This is a genomic window from Acetivibrio sp. (genome assembly GCF_035371925.1).
Lineage (GTDB): Bacteria > Bacillota > Clostridia > Acetivibrionales > Acetivibrionaceae > Hungateiclostridium.
This window is the reverse complement of the sequence record NZ_DAORXT010000075.1, coordinates 1-14,344: the sequence shown is the minus strand read 5'-3', so window position 1 is coordinate 14,344 and position 14,344 is coordinate 1. Positions and strand designations below refer to the sequence as shown.

General features: G+C 38.9%; 16 protein-coding genes. 3 read left to right on the top strand and 13 right to left on the bottom strand.

What is annotated here, in order from left to right:
* Nucleotides 1–4 precede the first annotated feature (4 nt).
* From PLH43_RS10250 to PLH43_RS10240, 3 genes are all read right to left on the bottom strand, one after another.
* Entirely contained in the window at nt 5–514 is a 510-nt protein-coding gene (locus PLH43_RS10250) for a GNAT family N-acetyltransferase (RefSeq protein WP_324362753.1), read from the bottom strand.
* A gap of 213 nt (nt 515–727) precedes the next feature.
* Nucleotides 728–1,162: a hypothetical protein gene (locus tag PLH43_RS10245; RefSeq protein ID WP_324362751.1), complete on the bottom strand. Its 435-nt coding sequence runs from the start codon at nt 1,160–1,162 to the stop codon at nt 728–730.
* 496 nt (nt 1,163–1,658) lie between these two features.
* Nucleotides 1,659–2,168 (bottom strand): shikimate kinase, encoded by a 510-nt coding sequence (locus tag PLH43_RS10240; RefSeq protein WP_324362749.1) that lies wholly within the window; start codon nt 2,166–2,168, stop codon nt 1,659–1,661.
* A gap of 172 nt (nt 2,169–2,340) precedes the next feature.
* Here PLH43_RS10240 and PLH43_RS10235 point away from each other — a divergent pair, with 172 nt between their 5' ends.
* Nucleotides 2,341–2,571: a hypothetical protein gene (locus PLH43_RS10235; RefSeq protein ID WP_324362747.1), complete on the top strand. Its 231-nt coding sequence runs from the start codon at nt 2,341–2,343 to the stop codon at nt 2,569–2,571.
* A gap of 57 nt (nt 2,572–2,628) precedes the next feature.
* Here PLH43_RS10235 and PLH43_RS10230 read toward each other — a convergent pair whose 3' ends face one another.
* The 6 genes from PLH43_RS10230 to rsxC are packed head-to-tail and all read right to left on the bottom strand — an operon-like array spanning nt 2,629 to nt 7,585.
* On the bottom strand, nt 2,629–3,432 hold the full coding sequence (locus PLH43_RS10230) for an RnfABCDGE type electron transport complex subunit B (protein ID WP_324362744.1): 804 nt from the start codon (nt 3,430–3,432) through the stop codon (nt 2,629–2,631).
* Between the two features lie 38 nt (nt 3,433–3,470).
* On the bottom strand, nt 3,471–4,058 hold the full coding sequence (rsxA, locus tag PLH43_RS10225) for an electron transport complex subunit RsxA (RefSeq protein WP_324362742.1): 588 nt from the start codon (nt 4,056–4,058) through the stop codon (nt 3,471–3,473).
* On the bottom strand, nt 4,055–4,720 hold the full coding sequence (locus tag PLH43_RS10220; protein WP_324362740.1) for an electron transport complex subunit E: 666 nt from the start codon (nt 4,718–4,720) through the stop codon (nt 4,055–4,057). Before PLH43_RS10220 ends, rsxA begins: the two co-directional genes overlap by 4 nt.
* A 1-nt stretch (nt 4,721) precedes the next feature.
* Nucleotides 4,722–5,315 (bottom strand): RnfABCDGE type electron transport complex subunit G, encoded by a 594-nt coding sequence (locus PLH43_RS10215; RefSeq protein WP_324362738.1) that lies wholly within the window; start codon nt 5,313–5,315, stop codon nt 4,722–4,724.
* Entirely contained in the window at nt 5,308–6,264 is a 957-nt protein-coding gene (locus tag PLH43_RS10210) for an RnfABCDGE type electron transport complex subunit D (RefSeq protein ID WP_324362736.1), read from the bottom strand. Before PLH43_RS10210 ends, PLH43_RS10215 begins: the two co-directional genes overlap by 8 nt.
* A 1-nt stretch (nt 6,265) precedes the next feature.
* On the bottom strand, nt 6,266–7,585 hold the full coding sequence (gene rsxC, locus PLH43_RS10205) for an electron transport complex subunit RsxC (protein WP_324362734.1): 1,320 nt from the start codon (nt 7,583–7,585) through the stop codon (nt 6,266–6,268).
* Between the two features lie 537 nt (nt 7,586–8,122).
* On the opposite strand from rsxC, the gene ytvI reads away from it, so the two are divergent.
* Nucleotides 8,123–9,190 (top strand): sporulation integral membrane protein YtvI, encoded by a 1,068-nt coding sequence (gene ytvI, locus PLH43_RS10200; protein WP_324362732.1) that lies wholly within the window; start codon nt 8,123–8,125, stop codon nt 9,188–9,190.
* Nucleotides 9,191–9,198: 8 nt separating this feature from the next.
* Here the strand turns inward: ytvI and prmC are convergent, their stop codons facing one another.
* From prmC to PLH43_RS10180, 4 genes are all read right to left on the bottom strand, one after another.
* Nucleotides 9,199–10,095 (bottom strand): peptide chain release factor N(5)-glutamine methyltransferase, encoded by an 897-nt coding sequence (gene prmC / locus PLH43_RS10195; RefSeq protein ID WP_324362730.1) that lies wholly within the window; start codon nt 10,093–10,095, stop codon nt 9,199–9,201.
* A 12-nt stretch (nt 10,096–10,107) separates the two neighbouring features.
* Nucleotides 10,108–11,064: a DUF1385 domain-containing protein gene (locus PLH43_RS10190; RefSeq protein WP_324362728.1), complete on the bottom strand. Its 957-nt coding sequence runs from the start codon at nt 11,062–11,064 to the stop codon at nt 10,108–10,110.
* Between the two features lie 253 nt (nt 11,065–11,317).
* A complete protein-coding gene (locus tag PLH43_RS10185; RefSeq protein ID WP_324362725.1) occupies nt 11,318–12,115 on the bottom strand; it encodes a flagellar motor protein MotB in 798 nt (265 codons plus the stop codon).
* Nucleotides 12,116–12,129: 14 nt separating this feature from the next.
* On the bottom strand, nt 12,130–12,972 hold the full coding sequence (locus tag PLH43_RS10180) for a motility protein A (RefSeq protein WP_324362723.1): 843 nt from the start codon (nt 12,970–12,972) through the stop codon (nt 12,130–12,132).
* Between the two features lie 396 nt (nt 12,973–13,368).
* Between PLH43_RS10180 and PLH43_RS10175 the strand changes: the two genes are divergently transcribed.
* Nucleotides 13,369–14,190 (top strand): copper amine oxidase N-terminal domain-containing protein, encoded by an 822-nt coding sequence (locus tag PLH43_RS10175; RefSeq protein ID WP_324362721.1) that lies wholly within the window; start codon nt 13,369–13,371, stop codon nt 14,188–14,190.
* Nucleotides 14,191–14,344: the final 154 nt, after the last annotated feature.

Here is a 14,344-nt window from a genome sequence, read left to right as displayed (position 1 = left end):
CATTCTAACTTATTTTGGCCGTTTTGTCTGTCTTAATTTCTGGTATCATTATATCCTTTTTAAAATGCACAATAGTCAATCTATCATTTATCTTCTCAGTCTTTCCGGTCTTTACATACCCCATCTTTTCATACAAATGATGATTTTTTTCTAAATCATGAGGAGTTTCCAAAACCCATTCCACGGCACAATTATGTATTTTCTCAACATATTCAATTGCTTTTTGAGCTACCCCAAGATTCTGGTACTCCGGCAATACATAAATTGTATGTAATTTCATATGCAACTTATCAGGATTCTCATGTACATATACTGCCCCTGAAAATTTTCCATCTACTAAGATTTTATAGAAGTAATGTTCAATGATGCTCTTTTGAATACTTTCTAATTTCTCATTGCATGGGTTAAGGTCATGATCTTGATACCTCTCTAATAAAGGCAAAAAGCATTTTCTCTGACCTTCCAGTATCAATTTTGCATCCTCCAATTTTGCTCTTTCAATCCTGACTTCCACTGCCGTTCCTCCCCAAATACACAAATACTTCAATTGAACCCATCACTGATTCATTTTTTCGTAAGCAAACAGGTTTTCCAATATATCAAGCATTTTGGCAAAAAATATATTATTACATCTTCTGTAGGTTTGCATAATATTAATTCATCAAAGTATAAAGTTATCCCCAAAATTATATAATTGATTTGTCCTAATATAAAAAAGCTGGTAAATCTAGACACGCTCTAATTTGACTTCCCACGATGAAAGCTTGTTTTCTCTATTGAACGCAAAACCTCTATTTAGATATGTGTTTTCATCTATTTTAAACAAGCTTTCGGTACCAGAATATATACCGTTTTCGGAGATATAGGATGACAAAATGGTATCTCCTATAATCATAAATTTTCCGATTAATTTCCCTAATGCTGGGTTCTCTGATGTCCAACTTGTATAATCTTTTCTATCTGATATCGGTTTTATTGAATATTTATTAAAAAACCTTATAGGATTTTCTGTTTTCAGCTCCATAAATCCATCTAAAATCCATTCATCTTTTAAATGTTTGATTGATGTCTCTCCATAAACTCCAACACAATTATTCTCATGGTCAAAATAAAGACCTTCCGCTTTCCAATTCCCTTCTTCAAAAATATATGTATGCTTCATCGGCCGGCCCTCCTATATTAGTTTATCTAATATTATTTCATCTAAAATATTTACTTTCTAACATTTTTAAGCTTAAATATTTTATTCAATTTTATTTTTACAATTCCAACAGTGGGCGGCCAAGTCCTACATATCACAACATCATATCTTATATGTATTTGCGGCTGCCGCTAATATTCTATTTTAGCTAAACTTTTTGTTAAATTTATATATGATATGAGTTAATTTCCAATGAATTAATGGAATATCTGCCAAAGTGATAATATAAAATTATTATATCAAATAATTACCATCCTACACAAGTTTTTTATTTGGAATGTTTTTTTGTCTAACAATGCTAAACATAAGCAATGTCTTTAACACATTAAAAAAAAAGAGGTTAGTCTTGAAGACTAACCCATGTAAAGGGGGTCAAAATGTATTTTGTGAGGTCATTTATATTATTGACCCATATTCGGTCTTTTTATACAAACTTTATAAAAATTTTTAAAAAAATTTATTCTGCCACTATAAATGTATTTTTTATTTCTGCAACAATGGCCTCTATGTCTTTACCGGAGCAATTTACAGTAATATCCGCATGCTTTTCATACAAAGGAACTCTCTCACTGTAAAGGCCAATCAACGTTTGGCCCTTCTCCATGGCAATTCCCCTGCTGGATATATTGGCTAGTCTGCTTTCAATCTCATCGTATCTTAGCTGCAAATAAACAAGTATCCCATCCTTTTTAAGATGATTCAAAGCCCGATTGCTGTAAACCATGCTTCCCCCTGTTGCAATGACATGGTTTTTGACATTCAGCTCAAGAGCCACCTTCTCCTCAATTGAAAGAAATTCTTCAACACCAACTTCATCAATGATCTCTTGAAGATACTTGTTATACTTTTGCTGTATCAGCAAATCCGTATCAACAAAAGGCATTTTCATTGCCTTTGCCAAAAGCACTCCTACAGTACTTTTGCCTGCTCCCGGCATACCTATAAGTACAATATTCGTCTTCTTCATAGCCTGCTCCTTAATAAAAAATTTTTATAATAACATTTTCATTATATAATCCAATCCATATGTCAATACTATATACAGAATATATACGCCCAAAATTAAACTTTCAAACATTTTCTCGATTCAGTTTAAATCATTTATCGTTGAGTATATCCGAAAAGCAGGAGGAAATAAAATGAATCAGGACGAGGATAAAATTATTAATGCAGAAAATCTGAATATAGATGCCACATTGGAAAAGCTGTCAAGTGAACTAAAGCCGGACGAAACATTGATTTTGGATGTTGGAAAAAATTCTCTTTTGCAAACCGACAAAATATACGACACATTGATAATGAGGGGCTATGATGTAAGAAAATCCTCTAAAAGCGGCAGAAATCAAATACTGGTTACCAAAAAGCAATAAAGCAACTGCAAAAATATTTAAAGCCCAGCATATGCTGAGCTTAATATGAGAAAATATCTAAACTTCGCACTTAAACTTTTTTATCGCTCCGGTAGGACAAGTGCCTTTACATTCACCGCAATTGGCACAAGTCTTGGCATTTATTTTCGCCAGCGTTCCTTGAATCTCTATGGCATTATGCTGGCATACTTTGGAGCATTTTGCACAGCCTATGCAACCCACATTGCAATTCTTTCGTACCATAGCTCCCTTATCCTTGCTGGAACATGCCACTGTATACTCATTGGACTTTGGAACCACTTTAATTATTTTCTTGGGACATGAAGCCACACACATTTCACATGCCTTGCACCTAGACTCTATAATTCTCGCCAAACCGTCTATGATCACAATTGCATTAAAGGGACAAGCCCTTACGCAATTACCCATACCCACACAACCGTAAGTACATGCCGAAGGTCCGCCAAAGAGGGCTGATGCTGCTGTACAATCCTCGATTCCCGTATACTCATACTTTGTCTTGCACGATTGATAAGTTCCCGAGCACATAACCCTGGCAACCTTTGCCTCGGCCGCTTCAGCTTTTACGCCGAGAATCTCACCAATTTTATCGGCAACATCCTGTCCACCTACGGGGCAGCCATTCGGTTTGCATTTTCCCTCTACAACGGCCTCTGCAAATGCGTCACAGCCCGTCTGTCCGCAGGCACCGCAATTGGCACCGGGCAGAACCTCTCTTACCATACCAACTTTTTCGTCAACCTTGACCTCAAATTTTTTAGACGCAATGGAAAGGCCGAATCCTGCCAAAAGGCCTATACCCCCAACAATAGCAGTTGGTACTAACAAATCTAAAACCATATTTTAAACAACCCCTCTTAATAATCTGGAAAACACTTTTATATACCCAGAAGCCCTTGGAATCCGAAGAATGCCAGAGAAACAAAAGCTGCTGAAATTAATGCTATCGGAAGTCCCTTAAATGATTCCGGTATATTACTGTACTCCAATCTTTCCCTTACGCCGGCAAACAGAATCAGTGCCAGAGTAAAACCAAGCCCTGCTGCAAAACCGTAAACTGTAGACCTCAAAACGTTAAATCCCTCGTCAATATTTAGCAATGCAACTCCCAGCACAGCGCAGTTGGTAGTAATAAGAGGAAGGTATATACCAAGCGCTCTGTAAAGCGGAGGTACAAACTTCTTCAATATAATTTCGACAAGCTGCACAAGTGCTGCTATAACAAGAATAAACAGTATAGTTTGCAAATATTCCAGTCCGAAAGTAACGAGCAAGCCATCATACAGCAATCTCGTAACAAAGGACGCAATCGTCATAACAAAGGTTACTGCACAGCCCATTCCCAAAGCTGTGGAAAGCTTTGTGGAGACTCCGAGGAACGGACAAATTCCCAAAAACTGGGAAAGCACAAAATTCTTAACCAACAAAGCAGATATAATAATAATCATTAAACTAGCATCATTCATTTTGCTTGAGCCTCCTCGCCATTATTTGAAACCCCGCAAGGCATAGGACATGATGCACAGCCGGTGTGCTCAACTTTTTTTGTAGAAAACTTGTTTATGGCTGCCATTATAAATCCAAATGCTAAAAATCCGCCGGGAGGAAGTATCATAATTATTGCCGGTTCATAAATTCCGCCGGTAATATTCATTCCAAACCATGTGCCATTTCCAAGTATCTCCCTAATACTTCCCATAACAAGAAGCGACAGAGTAAAGCCTATTCCCATGCCAAGACCGTCAAGAATTGACATAAGCGGCCCATTCTTGCTTGCAAACATCTCTGCCCTGGCAAGTATTATACAGTTTACAACAATAAGAGGTATATATATTCCCAGCTGTTTGTCAATAGCTGGAAGATATGCTTTAAGCAGCATCTGCACTATCGTTACAAATCCTGAAATAATTGTTATATAGGCAGGAATTCTCACTTTGTCAGGTATTACCTTTCTCAAAAGGGAAATCACTGCATTTGACCCCATCAACACAAATATAACAGCAGCCCCCATTCCTATGGCATTTTCGGCTGATGTTGTTACAGCCAGAGTGGGGCAGGTACCAAGAACAAGCCTGAATACCGGATTTTCCTTTATTATTCCTTTCGTTACAGTTTTAAAACCTTTCATTCTATAAATCCCCCTCTGCTTTTTCAAGCTCGGCGTTAACGTCAAGAGCTGCCTGAACTGCTTTTGTCACAGCCTTGGAAGTTATCGTCGCCCCGCTTATGGCATTAATCTCTTCATCTTTTGATTTTTTATTTTTTACAACAGTCAGCCGCTCTTTTGGAGCAATATTCTCAAATTGAGATATAAACGGCTCGTCTTTTGCTTTTGCTCCTAGACCCGGTGTTTCATTGTTGTCTCCAATCTTTACTTTGGTTATAGTTCCTTCGCTGTCTATACCCACTGTTATTTTTATTGTGCCACCGTAGCCTTTTGTTTCAGTAATGAACACTCTTCCAACCACATCTTCGCCTTTCAATCCCACAAAGGCCTTTTTTACGGGAGAAAGAGCCTCATTTCGGTTTACTATCGCGTCAAGAGCTTGAATCTCTTCAAAGCTTTCGGCTAAAGCCAATACTTCTCTTTTGGCATTATCCTCCTCTATTCTGGCCGCCTCGTCTATCTTATCCTTGGTCAGCGTATTGGTAAATGCCAAAGCTAAAGTAACAATAGAACATATTAACAATAAAACTACTGTTGGTTTAACTATATCACGCAACGGCTTTTCCACCTCCAAAACTTTTTGGAACGGTATATCTGTCAATCAACGGAACCATTACATTCATTATGAGGATTGCAAAGGATACTCCTTCCGGATAGTTGGTGTACAAACGTATGATACCTGTAAGAAGTCCACAGCCTATACCCATGATTATGCGTCCTTTTGTGGTCATCGGCGAAGTGGCATAATCTGTAGCCATATAAATTGCGCCCAGCATCAGACCTCCTGAGAGTATGTGGTATAAAAAGTCCCCGCTAAAGAATGTCGGTCCTCCAAATATCCATGTAAACAATCCCAAAGTTCCGATGTATGCCAAAGGTATTTCCGGACCTATGACCTTTCTTGCCACAAGATATACCCCGCCTAACAAAAGAGCAGCGGCGGAAACTTCGCCTATACATCCCCCTATATTTCCTAAGAAAAGGTCTTTATAGGTTGGAAGGACAGCTTCTGCAGCCTCTTCAGCCTTAAGGATTCCCAAAGGTGTTGCCGATGACACTGCATCCGCACCGGGTATTACCCAATTGGTCATGTGATTTGCATAGGACATAAACAAAAACACTCTTGCCCCCATTGCAGGATTGATGAAATTCTGACCTATACCGCCAAACAACTGTTTTATAATAACAATTGCCACAACCGCTCCTACAACAACCATCCACAAAGGTGCTGTGGGTGGAAGGTTTAATGCCAACAAAAGTCCTGTGACCACTGCACTCAAATCCGAAATTGTATTGCTTCTCTTCATCAGCTTTCTTGAAGCATACTCTGACAACACGCAGGCCAAGACACTTACTAAAATCACCAGCAGCGTTCTGGGGCCAAAGAAATAGACTCCCGCCAACGATGCCGGAAGAAGAGCAATAATCACATCCAGCATTATCTTTCTGGTATTTGCATTATCCCTTATATGTGGCGATGATGATACTATAAAACTTTTCTCCAAATTAATTACCCCCTTTCGCTGCCGCCTGTTTTACTTGTGTCTTGCCAAGTCTTATTGACTGTACAAGATTAATCTTTGCCGGACATACATAAGAACAGCTGCCGCATTCTATGCAATCCATTACATGGTATTTATTAAGCTCTTCTATATTTTCTTTTATGGAATTGCTATTGAGATAAAGAGGAAGAAGATTCATCGGACATGCTTTAACACACCTTCCGCACCTTATACAATCTTGCTCTTTAGGTAATACGGCTTTCGTTTCGTCAAAAGCCAGCAGGGCATTTGTATGCTTAACCACCGCTGTATCCAGCGTAAACTGGGCTATTCCCATCATCGGTCCACCCATCAATATCTTTTTAGGAACAATGCCAAAGCCTCCGCAGAAATTGAAAACTTCGGATATCGGTGTGCCTATCAAAGCCTCCACATTGGCCGGTCTTTTAACCGAAGGTCCGTCCACTGTGACCCTTTTCTTAATAAGGGGCATTCCGGTTTTGATATACTCCGATATAAACGACACACTGTTTACATTCATGACAATTACTCCAACATTCGCAGGCAGCTTTCCTGGCGGAACCTTCCTTCCGGTTGTGGCATAAATAAGCATTTTCTCCGCACCCTGCGGATACCGGGATTTTAGCTTTACTACTTTTATTTTACTGTTTGTTGCCGCAACACGAACCATCTCTTTTATGGCTTCCGGCTTGTTGTCCTCAATACCTATCACAACATTGTCAATTCCTAAAACCTCCATAATTATATTGATTCCGCTGACTACGTTCCAGGAATTTTCAATAATTTCCCGGTAATCGGAAGTTATATAAGGCTCACACTCAGCAGCATTGATTATCAATGTGTCAATCTTTTTGCTTGGAGGCGGAGAAAGCTTGACATGAGCCGGAAATCCCGCTCCACCAAGTCCTACCAAACCGGATTGCCGAATAGCCGAAACAAATTCTTTGCTGTCGGAAAAAACCGGAGGCTTGATGCCTTCATAAATTTCCTGTTTTCCATCAGTCTTAATTTCCACTGCTGTAACATAAAATCCTCCGGCATGAAGCACCGGAGCTACATCTGTTACTGTTCCGGATACGCTTGAATGAATGGGTGATGATATATATTCATTAGAGTCTCCTATTACCTGCCCTACCCGGACAGTATCTCCCTTCTTCACACAAGGCTCACACGGTGCTCCCACATGCTGAAGCATGGGAATTATCACCTTTTCGGGAACATCCATTTTGACCGTTTCAAATTCGGCAGTATTTTTGAAATGAGGAACTTTTGCTCCCCCTTTAAAGAAATTCCTAACAAACATTTGTATGACCCCATTTTAAATAGTTTTTTTACTAAAATAAAATTTTAACACCACAAATATGTGTATTTTAAATGCCCACTCTTTTATAATAACATATCAGCAATTGTATTAGAATATTTCGAATCAGGTAATTATTACTATCATGCAAAATTGCTGGATTTTTGATGTGTTTCAAGGTATATTGTATACAACATAGATTGTCCCGCAATACAAATTAAAAATGAGCAGTCTCTGTAGCACACTGTTCGAATAGAGCGATAAAACCCATCCCCATTGACGGGTCCTTTTTATTTTTCGGTAGGCTATTGTTTTTACACTGAATATTATATTTACAACTCACAAATAAGTCAAATAAGAATTTACCAATTTTCAATATCTTTTAATAACTGTTTGTATCCCCTTTTTTGAAAGGCACTGTTATCTTAATATTCTTTTGCATCGGTTTTTTTATAAATCTACCGTCATATATATTTATATAGGATTTTTGCTTAAGGCATAACCAGGTATTCTAAATAAAAATAATGGAGATACAAAGATATGAAATTTTTATTGGAAAAGCATAAAAAAACAATAATTAGCCTGCTGCTCGTACTTATGCTGCTATTTTTGACCTATATAATCATGAATTATTTTCTGGCTCTTATTCTGCCTTTTCTAATTGCCGTAATAATCTCCTGTGTCAATGAGCCTGTTATAAGCTATTTGGAGTCAAAACTACGGCTTAGAAGAAGTATCGCATCGTTTATATCCCTCGTTTTGACGGTAAGTGCAATTATCGCATTTATCTCCTTATGTGTGTTTAAAGTATATTATGAACTTGTAAAGCTTAATGCCAACCTCCCTTACTATATGGAGTCCTTTTCTGCCACCGCATCGGCTTGTTACAACCGCGTGAGTGTTTTTTACTACTATCTTCCGGAAAGCCTGTCCGATGTCTTTGAAAGCAATCTTAAAGCTTTACTGCCCAAGCTCGAGATTATAACCGGCCGCATAGCCGAATCAATTATAAACAGTATTGCCTCAATACCCAAAGTTGCAGTATTTATTACCGTCACACTCTTGTCCTCCTATTTTATAAGCAGAGACCGGAAAAAGATCGGAAATTTTATTTACAAGCAGCTCCCTGTAAATCTCAAGCAAGATTTTATCGGAATTAAAAGCGACACCTTTTCAACAATAGCCGGATACATAAAGGCACAGCTCATACTCATGTGCATTACCTTCATTGAAACCACTTTGGGCCTTATTGCCATAAAATCCGAATACGCAGTACTAATAGGCTTTATCGCCGCAATGGCAGATATACTTCCCATTGTGGGAACAGGCATAGTTTTGTTTCCGCTTATTGCCTGGAATATTATCGCCGGAAACATTCAAATGGCTCTGGGCATAACCGCGGTATACCTTTTAGGTGTAATTTTAAGGCAGATAATTGAACCGAAAATTGTTTCAAGCCAGACAGGAATTCATCCCTTCGCAACCCTTGTTTCCATGTATCTAGGAATGATGCTCTTCGGTTTTCCGGGACTTTTCATAGGCCCCATATTTGTAACAATTTTAAAAAGTCTTCACAAATCCGGCCTTATAAGCGTGGGAAGCGACTGATGCTCCGGCTACTTTCTATACCCCATAACCACCCGGTCAATTCCGGTCAAATCTTTTACAACTTCAATGCCGCAGAAATTTTTTTCCATGATACCGAAAACCTTTTCCGCTTGATCATAGCCCACTTCGAAAGCCAGCAACGAACCCGGTTTTAAAATCTTTTGAGCTTCACAGGTTATTGCTCTATAAAAGTCAAGACCGTCTTCTCCTCCATCCAGTGCTGTACGAGGCTCAAAATCCTTTACCTGCCTGTGAAGGGTTTTTATTTCTTCTTTAGGTATATAGGGAGGATTTGAAACAATGATGTCAAAGATACCTTCATCTCCTCGCTCAAATTCTTTTATAACCAGGCTTTGGGCTATAATATCAGCAAGTCCTCCCAATGCATCTCCCTTGAGAAAAAACACCCTGTCCTCCACACCGCACCTTTTGGCATTGGTTCCGGCAATTTGCAGCGCCCCCTCTGAAATATCCAAAGCAAAAACCCCAGAATCCTTTAAAAAGTAGGCAAGGCTTACAGCTATACATCCCGATCCGGTACCAATATCCAGTATTCTTGCATTCTTAAGCCCGGTATCCTTTATATGTCTCAATACAGTCTCCACAAGGGTCTCGGTATCCTGTCTGGGTATCAGCACATCCGGAGTTACAATAAAGTCCAGAGACATAAATTCCTGATGTCCGGTTATATACTGAAGAGGCTTTCCCTTAATTCTCTCCTCAAGTAATGAGACAAATTTTTCTTGCTCCTCATCAGTCATGTTGTAATCATCATGAGAATACAAAAAACTTCTGTCCACATTCAATACATGGCACAAAAGTACCCCGGCCTCCAGTACCGGGGTATCTATATCCGCTGACTTTAAAATCTTTGTCCCGTTTAAAAGTGCATCCTTTAGTATCACACTACCACCCTGTCACCATTTGTCTTCTTCCTTATTCTCCACCATTACACTTTTCATAGCCTCAATAGCCACCTCTATCTGACTGTCATCCGGCTCTCTTGTTGTAAATGCCTGGAACATCAACCCCGGTGCGTTGATAATCCTTGCCAGGCTTGACTGGCTTCTTCCGCTTATCTTTATAACCTCATAGGAAATACCGGCTACCAAAGGAATCAAAACGACTCTAAGAAGAATGTTTATCCACAGGCCATGTTGTCCCACCAGCGAAAACACCAATATACTTACTATCATAACCGTAAACAGAAAGGATGTTCCGCAGCGGGGATGTCTTGTGGAATATTTTTTGACATTCTCAACTGTAAGCTCTTCTTCATTCTCATAGCAATGTATGGTCTTGTGCTCTGCGCCGTGATACTGCCAAACCCTCTTGATATCCTTCATTGTCGATGTTAAAGCCAAATACAGTATAAAAAGCACGACTCTGACAACACCCTCAACAACATTATATATTATTGAACCCACACCTGTTGATTTGTCAATGGGCAAAATTGAGGCAGCCAGGTTTGGAAGCACCATAAATAAAAATACACTGAAAATAAGTGAAAGAACAACAGAAATATAAATCAACACATCCTGAAGCTTGTCACCTAAAACCCGGTCAAGGAACTTATCCACTTTAGACGGCTCTTTATCCCCATCCTCTTCCAAATCTACAAACTCTGCCGAATACATCAATGCCTTGATTCCGAGAACCATCTGCTTGAAAATGCCTACAAATCCTCGAATTATCGGAAGCTTGGCCATCCTGCCCTTTTTGGGAACAGGTCTTTTTTCCACGATGATTTCTCCGTCAGGCTTTCTTATCGCAATTGCAGCATTCTTAGGGCCTATCATCATCAGTCCTTCAATCAGGGCCTGTCCCCCTATGCTGGTCATATGCCTCGGTTTCTTAAAAATATCCTGTTTCATTCTAGACCTCACTTATAATTTTATTAAATTCATTATACATTATTCAACTTGCAAACTCAACAAAAACTCTAGAGTGGCAATTTCACTCATTTTTAATGATTCCACTCATTTCAGGCCCTCAAACGTTTTTTCCTCCTATCTATGGCATTGGAGCCTGATATTTCTACTGTATCATACGATTTCGAAAACTAAAAAAGACTTTATGGTTTTATATTTCCCATAAAGCCTTTTATTATCACAATTCTATGTATCGTTATTTATCTATTACGATATCGATTCTCCTGTTCTTCTGCCTGTTCTCTTCCGTGTCGTTGGGTGCTATAGGCCTAAATTCTCCATTACCTGTAGCAGTCATTTTTACCGGATCTACGCCGCATTCCTCTACGAGAAACAACACGACATTGGTTGCCCTCTTTGTTGACAATTCCCAGTTTGTAGGAAACAGCATTGTGTTTATCGGAAGATTGTCCGTATGTCCCTGCACAATAGCGTTTTTATTTAGTTCTTTTATTAACGCTCCAATCTTCTTTAACGTTTCTTTTCCGGTTTCCTTTATATCTGCTTTACCAAGGTCAAAGAGTATGACAGAATTTATTCTGACCGTCAAATTTTCATTTTCATCAATTATCTTTACATATTCGTCCAAGTCCATCTCTTCAACAAGATTCTGTACCTCATCAATAAAATCTTCGATTTTTTGAGCTTCCGCTTCTGCATTTCCTCCTGTAAACGCTCCGATTTCGGCACTTTTTCCTTCATTAAAAGCTTCATCACCATCCTCCAGTATGTCACCGGTCACATTGTTTTCCTTTACATTGTATACTAATGTTCCGTCATTGTAACCATATATTCCTCCGCTGCCGGTTCCCATAAAGGCTGCACTCAAAGAATTGGTAATCTGTTTGAATTTTTCCTCACTAACAGTCGACATGGAGAACAAGAGTACAAAAAAGGTAAGCACTAGTGTAACCATGTCACTGTAAGTCTGCAACCATTCGGGCGCACCCTCTGATGGTGGATCGTCCTCCAACTGTCTTCTCAATTTTTTCATAAATTACACCTCGCTTACACAGCAGCCTCTCTGCCTTTTTCATTTCTCTCGCTTCTCTCATTTCTTTTGCCGTCTTCTGAGGCCTGTCCTGTCATCATGTCATATTCAAGCTTTTGCTTTGGCGAAAGGAAGGTTTTCAGTTTATGTTCCAATATTCTTGGGTTTTCTCCCGCCTGTATGGATAAAACACCTTCTATAATCATCTTTTTTTCCTGTATTTCTTCTTTACTCTTTTGGTTCAGCTTGCTTGCAATAGGGTTGCATATCAGGTTGGCAAGAATACTTCCATAAAAGGTCGTAACCAACGCTACCGCCATAGCAGATCCGATTTTTGACGGGTCATCCAATGATTCCAGCAGCTGTATCAGACCTATAAGAGTACCTATCATTCCCCATGCAGGGAACTGCGCAGCCATGGTTTTAAACAATCCTGCACCTTTGTCATGTCGGGCTTTCATGTTCTCCAATTCAAGGTCCATTGTATCGACTATGACTTCCGGTTCAACACCGTCAACAACCAGTTGAAGAGACTGCTTCAGAAAGTCATTATCGATATTTTCCTGTTCGGACTCTAAAGAAAGCAAACCTTCTCTTCGCGCTTTAAGCGAAAGCTCGACAAGCAACCTGATGGTATCCTGCGGCCTCGGTTCTTTTCCCCCCAATACTTTTACAACCACCTTCATGATCTTTGCAAATTCGGTGATTTTGCAGGAAACGAGTGTAGCGCAAAGACCTCCTCCAATAACAATAATTACCGAAGGGACATCCCAGAAGGACCATATACTTCCTCCGTACAGAATAGACCATATTGTAAATCCGAAGCCTAAAATTATTCCTAAAAGAGTAGCTATATCCATAACTTCTCGCCTTCTATCCTAATATTTTTTTTGACCTTGCTATCTATATATCGGAATAATTAAGTAATAAAATTATAATTTCCTAAATTTTTTTATTGTTTTTAGTGATTAAGCCTTTATACTCAAATCATTTCATCAACATCCTGAAAAAAACATTTTTTCCTTGTACAAATGGCAAAAATAGCTTTATTTTTCATCCAATTTGCGATATAATGATAATGGAAAAAAGTATATTTTTCCTTTTAAATGACATCTGTAGTTTTACTTATGTCATCATACACGAAAGAGGAGTGATAAAACCGGCTTCGTTATGCTTGTTGTTCACAAGCATAAGTAATGACCATATAAATAAAAGAAGAGATTATTAAAGATAAGAAATTTTGGGGAGGAATCACAATGAAAAACTTAAAATCTCTTGCTTTTCGTTTCGTTCTCTACACTACTCTGCTCTGTATGTTGTTTCTATCAACTACTCTTCAAAGCTTAGCGTCCACCAACGTAAAAGTATATTTTAACGGTAAACTAATGGAATTCGGAACCAACGCGGATGACCCGGCTCCTTATATTAAGGAAGGAAGAACTCTTATTCCGTTCCGTAGAATATTTGAAGCTTTGGGCATGGATGTTGGCTGGGATCCTGTGCTTCGTATGGTTACAGCCAAAGGCAACAACATTGAAATGACTCTTTATATCGGGAAAAAGATTGCCCTTGTAAACGGACAGGAAAAGGAACTTGATGTACCCGCTGAAATAACCAACAACAGGACTTTTGTTCCGTTAAGGTTTGTAAGCGAAAATTGCGGAGCAGATGTTGCATGGGATGACAGCACAAAGTCCGTATATATAACTATGCCCGCGTCCTCCTCAGGAGAGCCGTTGCCGGTTGTGGAAAAGAAAAGCTTAGGCAGTGAGTATACTTACAAAGACATGACATTCTCTCTTGATGAAATAGAAATAAAAGAAGTGGAAGGAACCAATGAAGTTAGAATATATGTAAAAGGTAAGACCAATAAAGAGGATTCAACTTTTCTTCTTGAGCTTTACAATGCCTCAGGAAGATCTGTTAAAATCAGACTTTATGCCTTACCGTCACTCTCCGAACCATACGAACTTGCCGGCTCGACTTTTGTTTCAAAATCTTTTGTTCCGAAGGTTATGTATGTAACAACGCCATTTAATGATGAAAAATATATAACAGTCGGTATATACAGCCTTTGACAGTCTTAATTGATACTTACGGACTAATATGTTTTATCAAAGCGTTGCAGCAGTTTAATTTTTACAACAGGGTGTTTTAGAGATAAAGAAGAATAAAAAAGAATATTCTCGAAAAGTAACTGGAAAACCAGCTAAATGTTAATTATTGGGATAA

What these genes read in the sequence shown, in the direction of transcription:
- PLH43_RS10175 (WP_324362721.1), top strand. Translation starts at nt 13,369, where the DNA reads ATGAAAAACTTAAAATCTCTTGCTTTTCGTTTCGTTCTCTACACTACT.
- PLH43_RS10230 (WP_324362744.1), bottom strand. Translation starts at nt 3,432, where the DNA reads ATGGTTTTAGATTTGTTAGTACCAACTGCTATTGTTGGGGGTATAGGC.
- PLH43_RS10220 (WP_324362740.1), bottom strand. Translation starts at nt 4,720, where the DNA reads ATGAAAGGTTTTAAAACTGTAACGAAAGGAATAATAAAGGAAAATCCG.
- PLH43_RS10240 (WP_324362749.1), bottom strand. Translation starts at nt 2,168, where the DNA reads ATGAAGAAGACGAATATTGTACTTATAGGTATGCCGGGAGCAGGCAAA.
- rsxA (WP_324362742.1), bottom strand. Translation starts at nt 4,058, where the DNA reads ATGAATGATGCTAGTTTAATGATTATTATTATATCTGCTTTGTTGGTT.
- ytvI (WP_324362732.1), top strand. Translation starts at nt 8,123, where the DNA reads ATGAAATTTTTATTGGAAAAGCATAAAAAAACAATAATTAGCCTGCTG.
- rsxC (WP_324362734.1), bottom strand. Translation starts at nt 7,585, where the DNA reads ATGTTTGTTAGGAATTTCTTTAAAGGGGGAGCAAAAGTTCCTCATTTC.
- PLH43_RS10245 (WP_324362751.1), bottom strand. Translation starts at nt 1,162, where the DNA reads ATGAAGCATACATATATTTTTGAAGAAGGGAATTGGAAAGCGGAAGGT.
- PLH43_RS10185 (WP_324362725.1), bottom strand. Translation starts at nt 12,115, where the DNA reads ATGAAAAAATTGAGAAGACAGTTGGAGGACGATCCACCATCAGAGGGT.
- PLH43_RS10235 (WP_324362747.1), top strand. Translation starts at nt 2,341, where the DNA reads ATGAATCAGGACGAGGATAAAATTATTAATGCAGAAAATCTGAATATA.
- PLH43_RS10190 (WP_324362728.1), bottom strand. Translation starts at nt 11,064, where the DNA reads ATGAAACAGGATATTTTTAAGAAACCGAGGCATATGACCAGCATAGGG.
- PLH43_RS10180 (WP_324362723.1), bottom strand. Translation starts at nt 12,972, where the DNA reads ATGGATATAGCTACTCTTTTAGGAATAATTTTAGGCTTCGGATTTACA.